Raw genomic sequence first — 16278 nt, forward strand, 5'->3', positions numbered from 1 at the left:
TGGTGATACGCGCGATTGCTCAACAGCGTTCGGTAGAGCCCTATGGTGTCTTCCATTGCCACTGCCCTCCGTTCGCTAATCTGTAATGCGGGGCGCTGCAGCGGCGTATGAACTACGCCACATCTCGGAAACCCGAACCCTTGTTGCGTGGCGCGGCGTATCCCTGTGCTGCGCCGGCTTCCCAGTTTCGTGAGGACGTTTCGTGGGAACTCTGGGACGTAACAGCAGGACCTTCCGACGAAGTCGTTTTCTCAGTCCGACGAAGACACGCTGAAACAAACCAATGGTTTGATGGCTCTCCCCAAACAACCGGAGGCTATTTGAGACTCTCTGGGGCGAGGTTCAGGCTCACGCGAGAGGCGGTAGGTGTCGTCATGCGCGAAGATTTTGCTTCATCCAGTTTTCTTGCGGTTATCGTCGTCAGTTTGATTGTGGTTTGTACTGGCCTTATTGCGCTTGGAATCTGAAATCCAGTTCGAGGCGACCCGTACGTCGGCGCGACGCTGCCGCGCGTCACAATTGAAGGCGACGCGATCGCACGTCTCTCCCGCTGTTGCCATTGGCAAACCGGCGCTTCTCTCCAGTCGCATTGACGTTGATGATGAGATCGCCGCCGCACGTCGCGGCTGTCTGCAAGACGACGGGCGCGCATTAAATTCCGATCGATCGCGCAGTCTGGAGCAATTCTAGCAACCGCCCATCGAACTCCGAAGATGCCTGCGCTAGAGCGGGGCATCAAAAATCATACCGGCCAAGCCGGCAGACTTCGGGGTATCTAAGGGTGACACTGGCAGCATTTCATTCGTTTTCCGCCACTCGACTTCAACTGATGCGAATGATCTGCCTCGGGGCAGTCAGCAGTTTCACCCTTTCCCTGCCGACAGGTGGTGCGCTGGCGCAGTCGTCACTGCCGCCGGTCACCGTGGACGCGCCGCAGCAGCGCGCGCGTCCGGCCGCGGCCCAGCCATCCCGCCGTGCTGCGACCACGCGCGCTACGCGCGTCACTCGCGCCGCCGCCAATCCGCAGGCGGCACCGGCTGTGCCTGCATCGGGCCCAGGTGCCGGCGAACGCGCCAACGGTCCCGTGCGCGGCTTTGTCGCAACCCGCACGGGCACCGCGACCAAAACCGACACGCCGATCATCGAAACCCCGCAGTCGATCTCCGTCGTCACCACGGACCAGGTCAAAAACCAGGGTGCGGAATCGGTCGGCGCGGCGCTCCGCTATACCGCGGGAGTCAGCGGCGACGTCAACGGCGGTTCCGACACGCGCTTCGGCGGGTTGCAGATCCGCGGTTTCGACATGACCATGCCGGGCCTCTATCTCGACGGCCTCCGGCTGCCCAGCAGCCAATACGTGCATTTCCTCGGCCTCGAGCCCTACGGCGCCGAGCGACTCGAAGTGCTGAAGGGGCCGTCCTCGGTGATGTACGGCGGCAGCGGCACCGGCGGCATTCTTAACTACGTCAGCAAGCTGCCCACAGCCTACCAGTTCGGCGAGGTTTCTGTCTCCGGCGGCAGCTTCAATCGCTACCAGGGCCAATTCGACGTTGGCGGCCCCGCCAACAAGGAAGGCACCGTGTTGTGGCGCCTCACCGGTGTCGTCCGCGACGGCGAAACCCAGGTCGACTTCACCAAGGACAATCGCGTCTTCATCGCGCCGGCGCTGACGTTCAAGCCGAACGACGCCACCACCATCACGTTGCTGGCCAATTATCAGAAGGACACTGCCGGCTGGGGCCTGCAGTTCCTGCCGGCGTCGGGCACGGCGTTTGCCAATAACGGCCGCTTCATCCGCAATACGTTTTTCGGCGGCGAACCCAATTTCAACCGATTTGATACCGAACTGGCCACGGCCGGATACCTGCTTTCGCACGATATCAACGATGCCCTCACGTTCCGGCAGAACCTGCGCTATGCGTGGATGCACAACGAGCAGCAGAGCTTCTATGGCACCGGCTATGCGTCGGCGACCGACGAAGCCGTAGGCCTGATGTCGCGCTATGGCGCCGGCGGTGCATCGACCATCAACTCCTTCGCGGTCGATAATCAGCTCCAGGGCAAGTTCGTCACCGGCATCCTGAGCCACACCACGCTGTTCGGTATCGACTACCGCAACACCTCGTTCCAGGACGCCGCTTCAGGGTACAGCACCGGCAAGCTCAACGTGTTTGCGCCTGTCTACACCAACACATGGACCAATGACGGGCCCTACGACGACAAGCACATCAAGCAGTCGCAGATGGGGGTCTACGCGCAGGACCAGATCAAACTCGGCCGGCTCTCGTTCCTGGTGGGCGGCCGGCAGGATTTCGTGACGACCGATCTCGACGACCGATTCAACAAGTCTTTCGCCACGACCGATGCTTCGGCATTCACCGGCCGTGCCGCCGTGATGTACAGTTTCGACAACGGGATCGCGCCGTACTTCAGCTACGCCGAATCGTTCCTGCCGGTGCTCAACGTCAACGCCGCGGGCGAACTGCTGAAGCCGGAAACCGGCGTCCAGTATGAAGTCGGCGTGAAGTACCAGCCGGTCGGGATCAATGCGCTGATCACGCTGGCGGCCTTCGACCTGACGCGGGCCAACGTCGTCGCCTTCGGGGCGCCCCCGGCATATATTCCCGAGCAGACCGGAGAGGTGAAATCGCGCGGCATCGAGCTTGAGGGCAGCGCCACGCTGGTGGATGGCTTCAACATTCGCGGCGCCTACTCCTATATCGACGCCGTGGTCACAAAGGATCCCGTGAACGTCGGCAAGGCGCCGACCACGGTGCCGCTGAATCGGTTCTCGCTGTGGGGCGACTACACGATGCAGGGTGGCCCGCTCGCCGGCGTGCAGGTCGGCGGAGGCATTCGCTATGTCGGCTCGACCTTCGGCGATGACGCCAACACCTTCAAGGTATCGGCGTCGACCGCGGTCGACGCGCTGCTGGCCTACACCAAAGACAACTATCGCCTGGCGCTGAACGTCACCAACATCGCCGACACCCGCTATGTCGCGGCCTGCTACGGCTACACGAGCTGCTTCTATGCCGAAGGCCGCAAGGCGATCGCCAAGCTGACCTATCGATGGTAGGTCTGCCGCGAAATGCGACGGATACATCACTGCCGGTCGGTCGACCGGCGGTGATGATGTTTGCTCATTGAGGTACCCAACAGCACGGGCGAAGCCATGAAATCAATCTTCGGGCGACTGCATCGCTGGGCCGGCCTTCTCACCGCCGGCTTTCTGTTTTTTTCCGGCATCACGGGCGCGATCATCTCGTGGGATCATGAGATCGACGACCTCTTGAACGCGCATCTGTTCGATGTGACCAGCAGCGGTCCCGCGATTCCTTCCGTCGAACTTGTCAAGCTGATCGAGCAACGCGATCCGCGTGCGCGCGTGGTCCACATGTTCATGACGCCCGAGAAAGACCATTCGCTGTGGTTCTTCGTGCTGCCGCGGATCGATCCCGCCACCGGCAAGCGATTTAATCTCGACTACAATCAGATATTCCTCGATCCCAACACCGGCGCCGAGCTCGGGCGGCGCTACTGGGGCGCGGTGTGGCCGGTGACGCGTGCCAACTTCGTCTCGTTCCTCTACAAGCTGCACTACACCATGCACATCCCGGAATTCTGGGGCAGCGATCGCTGGGGGATGCGCGTGCTTGGCGTCATCGCAATCATCTGGACCATCGATTGCTTCGTCGGTTTCTATCTCACCCTGCCGTCTCGTCGTCGCGCCAGGGCAGAACGGGCGCCTGCCGTTGCGCGCGAACTCGGCCGAGGCTTCTGGGCACGCTGGGCGCCGGCCTGGAAGATCAAGACCTCGGGCAGTGCCTATCGAATCAATTTCGATATCCACCGCGCTTTCAGCCTGTGGACCTGGGCGCTGCTGTTCGTCATCGCCTTCACCGCATTCTCGCTCAACCTGTATTTCGAGGTGTTCTCGCCGCTGATGAAGACGGTATCGAACTATACCCCGACGCCGTATGAGCAGCGTCCGTATCGGCATCTCGACGATCCGATCGAACCCAAGGTCACGTATGCCGATATCGCCGCGCGCGCCGCGGCCGACGGCAAGAGCCGGGGTTGGACCACGCCAGTCGGTTCGATCAATTACGGCCCGGCCCACGGCGTGTATGCCGCGGCCTTCTTCCATCCCGGCGACGATCATGGCGCCGGCGGCGTCGGCCCGGCGCAGCTTTACTATGACAGCGAGGACGGACGCCCGATCGGCGAGCGACTGCCGTGGGTCGGCACCGCCGCCGATATCTTCGTGCAGGCGCAATTCCCGCTGCATTCCGGCCGTATCCTCGGGCTGCCCGGCCGCATCCTGATCTCGGTGATGGGGCTGGTGGTTGCGGCGCTGTCGGTGACCGGCGTCGTGATCTGGTGGCGCAAGCGCCGCGCCCGTGTCCGGGTGCGCGAAACCGCTGCAGCACGCTCGAGCAGGGGCCAGCTTGCGCCGGCGGAGTAGCTCTATCGAGCGTCGTCATCGACGTGCATCGGGTGTTGTATGTCTTGCTTACCCTCCCCTGGCGCCCTCTCAACGAGAGGGCGGGAAGTGAAGAGCAAACCTCGGGCGAAATGCGTCGCAAGAATGCGAACTCATACTCAATTGTCGTCACCCGCGAAGGCGGGTGACCCAGTATTCCAGAGACGTCAATGATAGAACCGATAAGCCGCGGCGTACTGGATACCCGCATTCGCGGGTATGACAGTCATTGTGCTGCTTGAGAATCGTAGGATGGGTGGAGCGCAGCGATACCCATCGGATCGCGACCGGTATCGATGGGTATCGCTTCCGCTCGTTGAGCTACGGCGGACAAGTCGCTCCACCCATCCTACCGGGAACGGAATCACAACAACTCCGCCTGCTCCGCCGCGATCGCATCGCCAGTGCTGATGCTGCCGCCGGTGATTACCTCGGCATAGATCCCGCAATCGCCGTGGCCGAGCCGGCGCTGCAGCGCCGGGGGGATCGCCAGGTCGCGCTGGGCGGTATCGGGATCGACATTGACGGCGGCGCAGCGGACGATGCGTTTCACCACCTTCAGCCTGACATCGCCGATCGCAAGCGTCCGGTCGAGCAGGTCGAATTCGTGCCAGGCCGGCCAGCCCTCGACATAGAGATTGGCGCGGAAGCGAAGCGGATGAACGGGGGCGCCGACGATGTCCTCGATGGCGCGGACGCTGGCGAGGTTGATGATCGAAAGGACCTTGCGGGCGACGTCCGAAAAGCTGTGGCCGGGGCTTTCCAGCACCTTCGGCGGGCCCTTGATCTGGCCGGCAAAGGCGGTGGCAAAGAAGTTCTCGATTGTCCGCCGGCCCTCGGCAGTCGTGAGGTCGCCCTGGGCTGCAATCTCGCCGTTCCGGCGGATCGAGAGGACGTTGCTCGCATCGTCGAAATGGGAGTGCAGGCCGGCCAGCCACTCATCCCGCATCAGCATCAGGAAGTGCGGCTTCGGCAGCCATTTCGGCTGCGCCGGATCGAAACCGGAGGGGCCGTTCTCGATGGCGTAGCGGCGGTCAGCCAAAAGGGTTTGCCCACGCTTGAGCTCGGCGTGGTCGAGCTGCTCCGGGGTCAGACCTTTGACGGGGTAACGGTAAATCCCGGCGATCCGGGCGGGGGAGGTAGCGTCCATGCGGCTTATTAAGAGATTCCTTTGGCTTTCGCCAACTGTTCCCGAATTTGTGAGTGGGCCTCTTCCGTTTTTCCCCGCGATGCCCACATTCGAGGCAAGCCTGAAAAGCGGGCGACGATCGCGGCCGGTTGAGGAATGTCAACGCGGTCCGCGAATACCCAATGAAGATGCCGCAATCATGCCACGCGTGACCCGCGAAAGTGTGTGCGGTTTCGCGTCAAGGTCACGCGCCAAACATAAATGGGGCGCGATCGGACGCAAAACCAGTTTCCACTTTTGCTGATCGCGCCCCGGGTGGGAGCGGCATGCCGAGGGAAGCAAAAGATGAATATTGAAAAATACACCGAGCGGGCGCGCGGCTTCATCCAGTCTGCGCAGTCGCTCGCCATGCGCGACGGGCACCAGCAGTTCTCGACGCTGCATGTGCTCAAGGTGCTGCTGGACGATAGCGAGGGGCTTGCCGGCGGGCTGATCGACCGCGCTGGCGGTAATTCCCGCGCCATCCTCAAGGCCACCGAGGACGCCCTGAAGAAGCTGCCGAAAGTCTCGGGAAGCGGCGCCGGGCAGATCTATCTTGCCCCAGATATGGCGCGCGCCTTCGACGCGGCGGAAAAAGCCGCCGAGAAGGCCGGCGACAGCTTTGTCACGGTCGAGCGGCTGCTGCTGGGGCTGACGCTCGAGAAGAGCGGCGAGGCCGGTACCATTCTGAGCAAGGGCGGCGTCACGCCGCAAAACCTCAATGCCGCAATCGAATCGATGCGCAAGGGCCGTACAGCCGATAGCGCATCGGCCGAAAACGCCTATGACGCGCTGAAGAAATATGCTCGCGACCTCACGCAAGCCGCGCGTGACGGCAAGCTCGACCCAGTCATTGGCCGGGACGAGGAAATCCGCCGCACCATCCAGGTGCTTTCCCGCCGCACCAAGAACAATCCGGTGCTGATCGGCGAGCCCGGCGTCGGCAAGACCGCGATTGTCGAGGGCCTGGCGCTGCGTATCCTCAATGGCGACGTGCCCGAGAGCCTGAAAGACAAGAAACTGCTCTCGCTCGACATGGGCGCGCTGATTGCAGGCGCCAAGTACCGCGGCGAGTTCGAGGAGCGGCTGAAGGCGGTGCTGCAGGAAGTTACCTCCGCCGAAGGCTCGATCATCCTGTTCATCGACGAGATGCATACGCTGGTCGGCGCCGGCAAGGCGGATGGCGCGATGGACGCGTCCAACCTCTTGAAGCCGGCGTTGGCGCGCGGCGAGCTGCACTGCATCGGCGCGACCACGCTCGACGAATACCGCAAGCATGTCGAGAAGGACGCCGCGCTGGCGCGGCGCTTCCAGCCGATCTTCGTCTCCGAGCCGACGGTCGAGGACACCATCTCGATCCTGCGCGGCCTGAAGGACAAGTACGAGCAGCACCACGGCGTTCGCATCAGCGATTCCGCGCTTGTCGCCGCGACCACGCTGTCGAACCGCTACATCACCGATCGTTTCCTGCCCGACAAGGCCATCGACCTCGTCGATGAGGCCTCGGCGCGGCTGAAAATGCAGGTTGATTCCAAGCCGGAAGAACTCGATTTGATGGATCGGGAAATCATCAGGCTGAAGATCGAGCAGGAGGCCCTGAAGAAGGAAACTGATCTCGGCTCGAAAACCCGCCTGCAGACGCTGGAAAAGGAACTTGCCGAACTCGAGAAGCAATCGGCCGACCTGACTTCGCGCTGGAGCGCGGAGAAGAACAAGCTGTCGAACGCGCAGAAGCTGAAGAGCGAACTCGACACCTTGCGCATCGAACTCGCCAATGCCCAGCGCCGCGGCGAATTCCAGCGTGCGGGTGAGCTCGCCTATGGCCGAATTCCCGAACTCGAAAAGAAGCTCGCCGAACTCGAAGCCAAGGAAGACGTGGGCGAGATGATGGAGGAGGCAGTAACCGCCAACCACATCGCGCAGGTGGTGTCGCGCTGGACCGGCGTTCCCGTCGACAAGATGCTGGAAGGCGAAAGGGACAAGCTCCTGAAGATGGAGGATAGCCTCGGCAAGCGCGTGGTCGGCCAGGCCGAAGCCGTGCGAGCGGTGGCAACCGCCGTGCGCCGTTCGCGCGCCGGCCTGCAGGACCCGAACCGCCCGATGGGTTCGTTCATGTTCTTAGGCCCGACCGGCGTCGGCAAGACCGAACTGACGAAGGCGCTGGCGGAGTACCTGTTCAACGACGAGACCGCGATGGTCCGCCTCGACATGTCCGAGTTCATGGAAAAGCACTCGGTGTCGCGGCTGATCGGCGCGCCTCCCGGCTATGTCGGCTATGACGAGGGCGGGGCGCTCACCGAAGCGGTGCGGCGGCGGCCCTATCAGGTGGTGCTGTTCGACGAGATCGAAAAGGCGCATCCCGACGTCTTCAACGTGCTGCTGCAGGTGCTTGACGACGGCCGGCTGACCGACGGCCAGGGCCGCACCGTCGACTTCCGTAATACGCTGATCATCATGACCTCGAACCTCGGTTCGGAGTTTTTGGTGAACCAGCCGGAAGGCGAGGACACAATGGCGGTGCGCGAACAGGTGATGGGGATGGTGCGGGCGCATTTCCGGCCCGAATTCCTCAACCGCGTCGACGAGATCATCCTGTTCCACCGCTTGCAGAAGAGCGAGATGGGCCGGATCGTCGAGATCCAGTTCGCTCGCCTGCAGAGGCTGCTGGAGGATCGCAAGATCACGCTGACGCTGGATGCCGCCGCACGCGACTGGCTGGCCGCCAAGGGCTGGGATCCGGCCTACGGTGCCCGCCCGCTGAAGCGGGTGATCCAGCGCAACCTGCAGGATCCCCTGGCCGAGATGATCCTCGCCGGCGAGATTGCCGACGGCGACGGCGTCGTGATCTCGAGCGAAGGCAACGTGCTGACGTTCAACGGCACGGCTGCGCAGACCGCGGAGATCGCCCAGTTCGAAGCGCCGGTGCCGAAGCGCAAGCTGAATTGAGGCGCCCTACCAACGCAAAAGCCCCGAACACGCAATGTTCGGGGCTTTGGCTAAGGAGCCTGTGACTGTGTCATTCCATTGAACTGACGGCAGGCCCCGGCTGACCGGGATCATCGTCCTCGGGCTCGAGTTCCGTCAGTATATCCACGAGTTCGCGGACCCGGCCGGTCGCCAGCGGCCGGCCTGCATTCAGCATCGGCTCGTCGTTGGCCATCCAGGCTTGAGCCTCCGCCAGCTCGTCCACTGTGGCGCCGGTTCCGATAATCTGGGCAATCGTGACTTCGTCAGCCCCGCTGACTGCCTTGATGATGTCGTCCCGGGTAATGCGGTTCATTGCTGCTCATCCCCTTCACGTCGCACCAACAACCGCCCGCCGCATGCTCGCGGCGGACGGTACGAGGGCAAGGCGCCTCAGCGGCCCGTAGTAAGCCGCGGCGGGTATTGCGTCATGAGCCAGATTTCGATCGCCGCCAGCACCGCAACCGCAGCGCCGATCAACACGTGCACCGTCATCGCCGTGGTCCCCTGGAAGCCCAGTACCCAAGGCGATACCAGCGCCCACAGTCCGACGATCAGGTTCAGCCATTCCTCCCACACCGCGAACGCTGCCAGCGCCGCTATCGCAAGGATCGCGATTACGAGGCCTGTGACATAGGCGTTGTTGGAAACCGTTCCGGCGTCAAAGCCGAACATCCACGGCGAAAAGAACAGTATCGCGCCGAGGACCAGGTTCGCGACGTCGCACAATTTTGCGTTGCTCCAATTCTCCATGGCATCCTCCATTGAAGATTTTGCCAGTTAGTCAACTGGATACCGGCCGTTCCGGTTCCATCGGGGCCGCGGCTGAACGCAAATTAATGAAACCGCGGGGCGGCGCTGCGATTGCCCTTCTAGGTGATCGGCGTCGGCTACTGCCGGGAACATCGGCCCAGAGTAACCAGAGACAGGGTTCCCTCCGATGACGAAAGAAATAGTTCTACGCAACAGACCCGTCTTCGATCAGATCCACCCCAGTATCTATGGGGCCGCCGTCGGGCTTGTGGCGTGGTTCGCCGCAGCGGCCTGGATATTGTTCGACCGCCAGAGCGACATCGGACTTCTGCTGGCCATGGTCAGCGTATTGCTGCTGGTTGCCGTCCTGCTTCCGTGGTCGCTGTCGCTGGTCTGGAAGCGACACGCGAAGCCACATCAACCGCACTCCGACGAGACCTCGTTTCATGATTGGAGAGTTGGCGACTTCGCGGTCTGGGACAGCAAGATCCATGGTACGCACGCGGCAATCGACATGCTGCTGCCGCTGGCGGCCGTTGCCTTCGGACTTACGGCGATCGGAATCGTCTTCCTGATCAGCGCTCACACGGCGCCGTAGGCAAGTTGCCGCTCGGGGCGGCGCTTTCCCTGGTAGCGTCCAATCTGGACGAGCAGTGTCAGCGGCTGACCTGGCGGGTCTGCGGCGTGGTGCCGGTGGCTTCGGAAACCCGCGCCGAGTTGCCGCGGTTGCTCATCTGGGCGTCGAGACGGTCGCGTTCCTTTTCGAAGCTCGCCAGTATTGAGCCTTCGAGCGAGCGGCCGCGCGGCAGCTTGACACGCATCGGGTCGACGAAGCGGCCGTTGACGAGAATTTCGTAGTGGACATGGGCGCCGGTCGACATGCCGGTCGATCCGACGAAGCCGATCACCTGGCCCTGGCGCACGCGCTTGCCGGGCTCCATGCCCTTGGCGAACGCCGACATGTGGCCGTAGGCGGTCTCGTAGCCGTTGTTGTGTTTCAGGCGAACATATTTGCCGTAGCCGCCTTCCCAGCCGACCTTCTCGACCACGCCGTTGCCGGAGGCGAAGATCGGCGTGCCGTAGGGGGTCGCCCAGTCCACGCCGGTGTGCATCTTGGTAAAGCCCAAAATCGGGTGGCGGCGGCCGCCGAAGCCCGACCGCATGATGGCGTTGTTGACGGGTTTGCGGACCAGGAACTTCTTCGCGCTCTTGCCGGTCTCGTCGTAAAAATCGACGACGGAATCGTCCGGGGTCTGGAAGCGATAGTATTTTTTGGTCTCGCCACCGACGGTGAGGGAAGCGAACATCACCTCGGTCTTTTCGGTGCTGGGGGTGGCTTCGTCGTCGCCGGCGAAGAACACATCGAAGGAGTCGCCCGGCTGCACCTTGCGCTGGAAATCGACATCGTAGGAATAGATGCGGACCATGTCCTCGATCACGGCGGCCGGCACCTTGTTGCGCATGGCGGTCTCGTAGATGCTCTGGTAGAGCCGGACGCCGCTGCCATCGTCCTCGTCGTCATCGTCGTCATCTTTGCCGGCGGGGGCTTCAGCGACGGTATTCATGCTCTGCACGTCGACCGCGACATATTTGCCGACGTCCGACAGCGCGGCCACGGCTTCGACGGTGGTGTCGTTGGCGACGATCACGCGATAGGGCTGCAGCCGGGCGGCGGGGCCGAGGCCCGAGGGCGCCATCAGGATGCGCAGCTTCTGGCCTTCCTTCAGGCCGCCGTCGCGGCCGCGGGCGCCAAGGGTCAACGCGATCGCCCTGGCTTCATCCGGCGTCGCGCCCTGGTCGCGCAGGATTGAAGCGACGCTGTCGCCCTTCCTCACGATGTGAACGCGTTCGCCGGTGGGGTGGCCGCCGGTGATCTGGTCCTTGGTCTTCGGCAGCAGGGTGACATTTTCCGGCACGATGCGGGTTTCAAAGCCGGCATAGGGATCGGAGACGTTGCCTTCGGTGGCATAGGCGAGCTTGAGATCGGACTGGACGCCGCTGGCGTCGGCGGCGGCATTGGCAAGCGCCGTGTAGCGGACGCCGCCCGAGCCGCGCCAGTTCGCGGCATCCCGCACCCGCATCAGGACTTCGTCCAGCGCGACCACGGCGGAGACTTTCGCCTTCGGCAGCACCGTTGCGAGATCCTTGGTCACGAAGGAAACCTCGGCGTCAGGTTCGACCGCCTCGGGATTGTTCGGATCCTCGGAAGCCGGCTGTGTAGGGCTGCCGACATCGGTCAGCATGCGCTGGGCGTTGAACGGCGGGATCTTGGCGGCGAGATCGTTCGTCGTCATCGATAGATTGCCGGAGATGCGAACGAATGGCCGCACCCGCATCACGTCGCGGTTCCCGACGCGGGTAACCGTCGATACCCGCATCACATTGCGCGAGGCGGTGGATTCGCCGGGCGGCGGCAGGCGGTCGCTCTTATGCAGGGTGGCGGAGCGGTCATTGGCTCCGAATGCCCCGCGCAACGTGCCTTCGACCCGCTCCGGCAACTTGGCAAAGGTCATTTCGCCGTCGAGGGACGCAAAAACGGCGCCGCCGATGAGGGCCGCGCCGCACAGACCGGTAAGGATAGTGCCGCTGAACCATTGTACAGAGACACGGCGGCGATCGATCACCGCGGCTTCGGAGCCATCGACGGAAAGCGGCGGCTCGTGACCGAGATCAATGATCCCGATCTCGCGTCCATAGCCGCTTCCGCGTGGCGCCTTCTGGCTCAACCCTGTCTCCCCCCAAATTCCATCGACATCGACAAGACCTCGCCCGATCCAGACCCCACGTTTCCCCTTTTGAGGGAGCGATTCCGGAGCATGGCGTTGCCGCACGCATGGAAATTCGGGAATCAGAGGCCAGAAGAAGACCGGCCGCAGTCTCGAACGTCAATGGTCAGCAGATCTCTCGAAGTTTCCTGGCCGCGTAGGGAAAGGCGACGGGTTCCTCGAGATCGCCTGTCCCGGGTAGATGAACACACCGGGCAGCCCCCACTGGCATCCGGTGATTCAATGCTTACCTTATAGTCAGAACGTCGCAGGATTGTGGCTCAAGTGCGGCCAAAGGCCCGAAACATAGGGACTTCTTGGCGTCCCAAAATTCTTGCGAGTGATGCGACAATTTGTTGACGAAGGGCGTTGACAACCCCGATCGGGCGGGCCTATAACCCGGCCACTGAGCGCGGCGATGCATTGGCCACGAGGCCAAGGCATCTCTTCGCGCCCCGTAAGCTCCTCATTACGATGAGTGACTCAACAGCCGATACCAATCGGTTGTTATTTGTCGTCGGATGGGTGGCAACGGAACCTTCCTGAGATGGAAGGGTGGGACCCCAGCGGTCCCGGGCTGTTTGACAAGTGAAGATGAAGAAAGAGAAACGTGGACGGCGGAGTCCTTGCGAGTCTCGATCGCTTGAATACGCAAGTATTGAAGCATTGAGGCTGGACGAAAGACTTCGGCGGTACACGTTTTAAAGGTTACACCATCGTCGTCAGCGATGTGAATCGCGGGCGATAAATATGGTGGGACCTCGTCAAACGTTGTGATCAGCCGGTTCAAGGTTTCAAGTCCAACTTGAGAGTTTGATCCTGGCTCAGAGCGAACGCTGGCGGCAGGCTTAACACATGCAAGTCGAGCGGGCGTAGCAATACGTCAGCGGCAGACGGGTGAGTAACGCGTGGGAACGTACCTTTTGGTTCGGAACAACCCAGGGAAACTTGGGCTAATACCGGATAAGCCCTTACGGGGAAAGATTTATCGCCGAAAGATCGGCCCGCGTCTGATTAGCTAGTTGGTGAGGTAATGGCTCACCAAGGCGACGATCAGTAGCTGGTCTGAGAGGATGATCAGCCACATTGGGACTGAGACACGGCCCAAACTCCTACGGGAGGCAGCAGTGGGGAATATTGGACAATGGGCGCAAGCCTGATCCAGCCATGCCGCGTGAGTGATGAAGGCCCTAGGGTTGTAAAGCTCTTTTGTGCGGGAAGATAATGACGGTACCGCAAGAATAAGCCCCGGCTAACTTCGTGCCAGCAGCCGCGGTAATACGAAGGGGGCTAGCGTTGCTCGGAATCACTGGGCGTAAAGGGTGCGTAGGCGGGTCTTTAAGTCAGGGGTGAAATCCTGGAGCTCAACTCCAGAACTGCCTTTGATACTGAAGATCTTGAGTTCGGGAGAGGTGAGTGGAACTGCGAGTGTAGAGGTGAAATTCGTAGATATTCGCAAGAACACCAGTGGCGAAGGCGGCTCACTGGCCCGATACTGACGCTGAGGCACGAAAGCGTGGGGAGCAAACAGGATTAGATACCCTGGTAGTCCACGCCGTAAACGATGAATGCCAGCCGTTAGTGGGTTTACTCACTAGTGGCGCAGCTAACGCTTTAAGCATTCCGCCTGGGGAGTACGGTCGCAAGATTAAAACTCAAAGGAATTGACGGGGGCCCGCACAAGCGGTGGAGCATGTGGTTTAATTCGACGCAACGCGCAGAACCTTACCAGCCCTTGACATCCCGGTCGCGGACTCCAGAGACGGAGTCCTTCAGTTCGGCTGGACCGGAGACAGGTGCTGCATGGCTGTCGTCAGCTCGTGTCGTGAGATGTTGGGTTAAGTCCCGCAACGAGCGCAACCCCCGTCCTTAGTTGCTACCATTTAGTTGAGCACTCTAAGGAGACTGCCGGTGATAAGCCGCGAGGAAGGTGGGGATGACGTCAAGTCCTCATGGCCCTTACGGGCTGGGCTACACACGTGCTACAATGGCGGTGACAATGGGATGCTAAGGGGTGACCCTTCGCAAATCTCAAAAAGCCGTCTCAGTTCGGATTGGGCTCTGCAACTCGAGCCCATGAAGTTGGAATCGCTAGTAATCGTGGATCAGCACGCCACGGTGAATACGTTCCCGGGCCTTGTACACACCGCCCGTCACACCATGGGAGTTGGTTTTACCTGAAGACGGTGCGCTAACCGAAAGGGGGCAGCCGGCCACGGTAGGGTCAGCGACTGGGGTGAAGTCGTAACAAGGTAGCCGTAGGGGAACCTGCGGCTGGATCACCTCCTTTCTAAGGATGATCCTTCAGATAGCTTGCTATCTATCGGATCGTTTTAGAAACATCAGTGGCCAACAATCGTCAGGATTGTTGAGCTGCATTGGCGGGATTTCGCCGTCTTCGTTTCTCTTTCTTCGCGGACGAACACGCGCCAGGGCTTAGCGCTGTGCGAAGGTTTGGCGCTTGTGCGATGCATCGGCGTGAGGCGATTGCGCGCGAGCTTGAGTCCTTCGTGTTAGGGGCTTGTAGCTCAGTTGGTTAGAGCGCGCGCTTGATAAGCGTGAGGTCGGAAGTTCAAGTCTTCCCAGGCCCACCAGCCTTCGCTGCTACGCAGCTTCGGCTCGGCAGGCCTTTCTTGAACGAAGGCTGCTGCGCCGTAGCGCCAGCGAAGGCGAGCGCGAAAAAGACATTCGTCTTCTGGTACGGGGCCATAGCTCAGCTGGGAGAGCGCGTGCTTTGCAAGCATGAGGTCGTCGGTTCGATCCCGTCTGGCTCCACCAGATGAAATCGAAGATCGGGAATGCCTCGAATAATCGTCCGCGAAACATCACTTCGCATGCGCAGTCCGGATGGATAGCGTCATGCGTGATATCTGACATCGTAAAGAGGAGATCGATCCGAGTTTGGGATCTGCAAAGCAATTTGCAGGCTCTCATTCCTAATCTCCAGATCATTTCGGCGCTCGCTCATCGCAAGATGAGTGAGTTGTAAATGATCTTTGTAGCGAAGCTTGACCGCCTCGCTATCGGTTCGATCTTACGAAGCAAGCTGGTCTTTCTAATCAGTGTCCGGCTGTTGCAATCGCATTCATCGAGGATGCGTGCCTTCAATGGCTGTTGCGCAGACAACATTCTGCCGAGTGTGTGGACATTGATAATGAGAGCAATCAAGTGCCTTAAGGGTGTTCGGTGGATGCCTTGGCGCTGAGAGGCGATGAAGGACGTGCTACGCTGCGATAAGCCGTGGGGAGCTGCGAAGAAGCTTTGATCCACGGATTTCCGAATGGGGAAACCCACCTTCGATAGCTGGAACTCCAAGATCTCTATCTTGGGGTTCGTACAGCAATGTGTGAGACCAAGCCGTGAGGTTTTGGATTTCCAGTTATCAAGTGAAGGTATGAAATCTCTGAATTCATAGGAGGTTTTAAGCGAACCCAGGGAACTGAAACATCTAAGTACCTGGAGGAAAGGACATCAATCGAGACTCCGTTAGTAGTGGCGAGCGAACGCGGACCAGGCCAGTGATACATCAAAGACAACCGGAACCTGTCAGGAAAGCAGGGCCTCAGAGGGTGATAGCCCCGTACGGGTAATGCGATGATGTATCCTTGAGTAAGGCGGGACACGTGTAATCCTGTCTGAACACGGGGGGACCACCCTCCAAGCCTAAGTACTCCTCAGCGACCGATAGTGAACCAGTACCGTGAGGGAAAGGTGAAAAGCACCCCGACGAGGGGAGTGAAATAGACCTGAAACCGGACACCTACAAACAGACGGAGCCCAAGATACGTTCTGGGTGACGTCGTACCTTTTGTATTATGGGCCAGCGACTTAATTTAACGAGCAAGCTTAAGCCGATAGGCGTATGCGCAGCGAAAGCGAGTCTGAATAGGGCGCCAAGTTCGTTGTATTAGACCCGAAACCTAGTGATCTAGCCATGAGCAGGTTGAAGGTGAGGTAACACTCACTGGAGGACCGAACGGGTGTCTGTTGAAAAAGACTCCGATGACTTGTGGTTAGGGGTGAAAGGCCAATCAAACTGGGAAATAGCTGGTTCTCCGCGAAAGATATTTAGGTATCGCCTCGCATGAATGCTTCGGGGGGTAGAGCACTGGATGGGCTAGGGGGACTTACCGTCTTACCAA

The 16278-nt window shown here is 60.8% G+C and carries 8 protein-coding genes, 2 tRNA genes and 2 rRNA genes (1 of these 12 only partly in view); 8 read left to right on the forward strand and 4 right to left on the reverse strand.

Annotated elements, in window-relative coordinates; translation table 11 throughout:
* The first annotated feature begins 835 nt into the window (after positions 1 to 835).
* Together YUO_RS0116160 and fsrB are read left to right on the forward strand one after the other, a co-directional pair.
* Complete coding sequence (locus tag YUO_RS0116160) at positions 836 to 3079, forward strand: TonB-dependent siderophore receptor (protein WP_235782738.1); 2244 nt, start codon at positions 836 to 838, stop codon at positions 3077 to 3079.
* Positions 3080 to 3175: 96 nt separating this feature from the next.
* Entirely contained in the window at positions 3176 to 4468 is a 1293-nt protein-coding gene (fsrB, locus tag YUO_RS0116165) for a siderophore utilization protein FsrB (RefSeq protein WP_028348215.1), read from the forward strand.
* Positions 4469 to 4850: 382 nt separating this feature from the next.
* Here the strand turns inward: fsrB and YUO_RS0116170 are convergent, their stop codons facing one another.
* Positions 4851 to 5636: an MOSC domain-containing protein gene (locus tag YUO_RS0116170; RefSeq protein ID WP_028348216.1), complete on the reverse strand. Its 786-nt coding sequence runs from the start codon at positions 5634 to 5636 to the stop codon at positions 4851 to 4853.
* 324 nt (positions 5637 to 5960) lie between these two features.
* Between YUO_RS0116170 and clpB the strand changes: the two genes are divergently transcribed.
* Positions 5961 to 8600 carry an ATP-dependent chaperone ClpB gene (clpB, locus tag YUO_RS0116175; protein ID WP_028348217.1) on the forward strand — a complete coding sequence of 880 codons (2640 nt, stop codon included), beginning with the start codon at positions 5961 to 5963 and terminating at the stop codon, positions 8598 to 8600.
* A gap of 70 nt (positions 8601 to 8670) precedes the next feature.
* Here the strand turns inward: clpB and YUO_RS0116180 are convergent, their stop codons facing one another.
* Both YUO_RS0116180 and YUO_RS0116185 read right to left on the reverse strand, forming a co-directional pair.
* On the reverse strand, positions 8671 to 8934 hold the full coding sequence (locus tag YUO_RS0116180; RefSeq protein WP_028348218.1) for a hypothetical protein: 264 nt from the start codon (positions 8932 to 8934) through the stop codon (positions 8671 to 8673).
* Between the two features lie 77 nt (positions 8935 to 9011).
* On the reverse strand, positions 9012 to 9371 hold the full coding sequence (locus YUO_RS0116185; protein WP_028348219.1) for an SPW repeat protein: 360 nt from the start codon (positions 9369 to 9371) through the stop codon (positions 9012 to 9014).
* 187 nt (positions 9372 to 9558) lie between these two features.
* Here YUO_RS0116185 and YUO_RS0116190 point away from each other — a divergent pair, with 187 nt between their 5' ends.
* The gene (locus tag YUO_RS0116190) at positions 9559 to 9969 is read left to right on the forward strand and encodes a hypothetical protein (protein WP_028348220.1); all 411 of its coding nucleotides are present in this window, start codon (positions 9559 to 9561) and stop codon (positions 9967 to 9969) included.
* A gap of 58 nt (positions 9970 to 10027) precedes the next feature.
* Here YUO_RS0116190 and YUO_RS0116195 read toward each other — a convergent pair whose 3' ends face one another.
* Positions 10028 to 12097 carry a M23 family metallopeptidase gene (locus YUO_RS0116195; protein ID WP_028348221.1) on the reverse strand — a complete coding sequence of 690 codons (2070 nt, stop codon included), beginning with the start codon at positions 12095 to 12097 and terminating at the stop codon, positions 10028 to 10030.
* 840 nt (positions 12098 to 12937) lie between these two features.
* Between YUO_RS0116195 and YUO_RS0116200 the strand changes: the two genes are divergently transcribed.
* The 4 genes from YUO_RS0116200 to YUO_RS0116215 all read left to right on the forward strand — a co-directional run.
* Positions 12938 to 14426, forward strand: a 16S ribosomal RNA gene (locus tag YUO_RS0116200).
* Between the two features lie 227 nt (positions 14427 to 14653).
* Positions 14654 to 14730: transfer RNA gene (locus YUO_RS0116205), tRNA-Ile, on the forward strand.
* 108 nt (positions 14731 to 14838) lie between these two features.
* Positions 14839 to 14914 (forward strand) — tRNA-Ala (locus tag YUO_RS0116210).
* A 384-nt stretch (positions 14915 to 15298) separates the two neighbouring features.
* A 23S ribosomal RNA gene (locus tag YUO_RS0116215) occupies positions 15299 to 16278 on the forward strand (it continues 1864 nt past the right edge of the window).
* Together the 16S and 23S rRNA genes with 2 tRNA genes alongside form the textbook arrangement of a ribosomal RNA operon.

Source organism: Bradyrhizobium murdochi (genome assembly GCF_000472965.1).
Classification (GTDB): Bacteria; Pseudomonadota; Alphaproteobacteria; order Rhizobiales; family Xanthobacteraceae; genus Bradyrhizobium; species Bradyrhizobium murdochi.

Coding starts and splice junctions, on each gene's coding strand:
- YUO_RS0116160 (WP_235782738.1), top strand. CDS start 836: ATGATCTGCCTCGGGGCAGTCAGCAGTTTCACCCTTTCCCTGCCGACA.
- fsrB (WP_028348215.1), top strand. CDS start 3,176: ATGAAATCAATCTTCGGGCGACTGCATCGCTGGGCCGGCCTTCTCACC.
- YUO_RS0116170 (WP_028348216.1), bottom strand. CDS start 5,636: ATGGACGCTACCTCCCCCGCCCGGATCGCCGGGATTTACCGTTACCCC.
- clpB (WP_028348217.1), top strand. CDS start 5,961: ATGAATATTGAAAAATACACCGAGCGGGCGCGCGGCTTCATCCAGTCT.
- YUO_RS0116180 (WP_028348218.1), bottom strand. CDS start 8,934: ATGAACCGCATTACCCGGGACGACATCATCAAGGCAGTCAGCGGGGCT.
- YUO_RS0116185 (WP_028348219.1), bottom strand. CDS start 9,371: ATGGAGAATTGGAGCAACGCAAAATTGTGCGACGTCGCGAACCTGGTC.
- YUO_RS0116190 (WP_028348220.1), top strand. CDS start 9,559: ATGACGAAAGAAATAGTTCTACGCAACAGACCCGTCTTCGATCAGATC.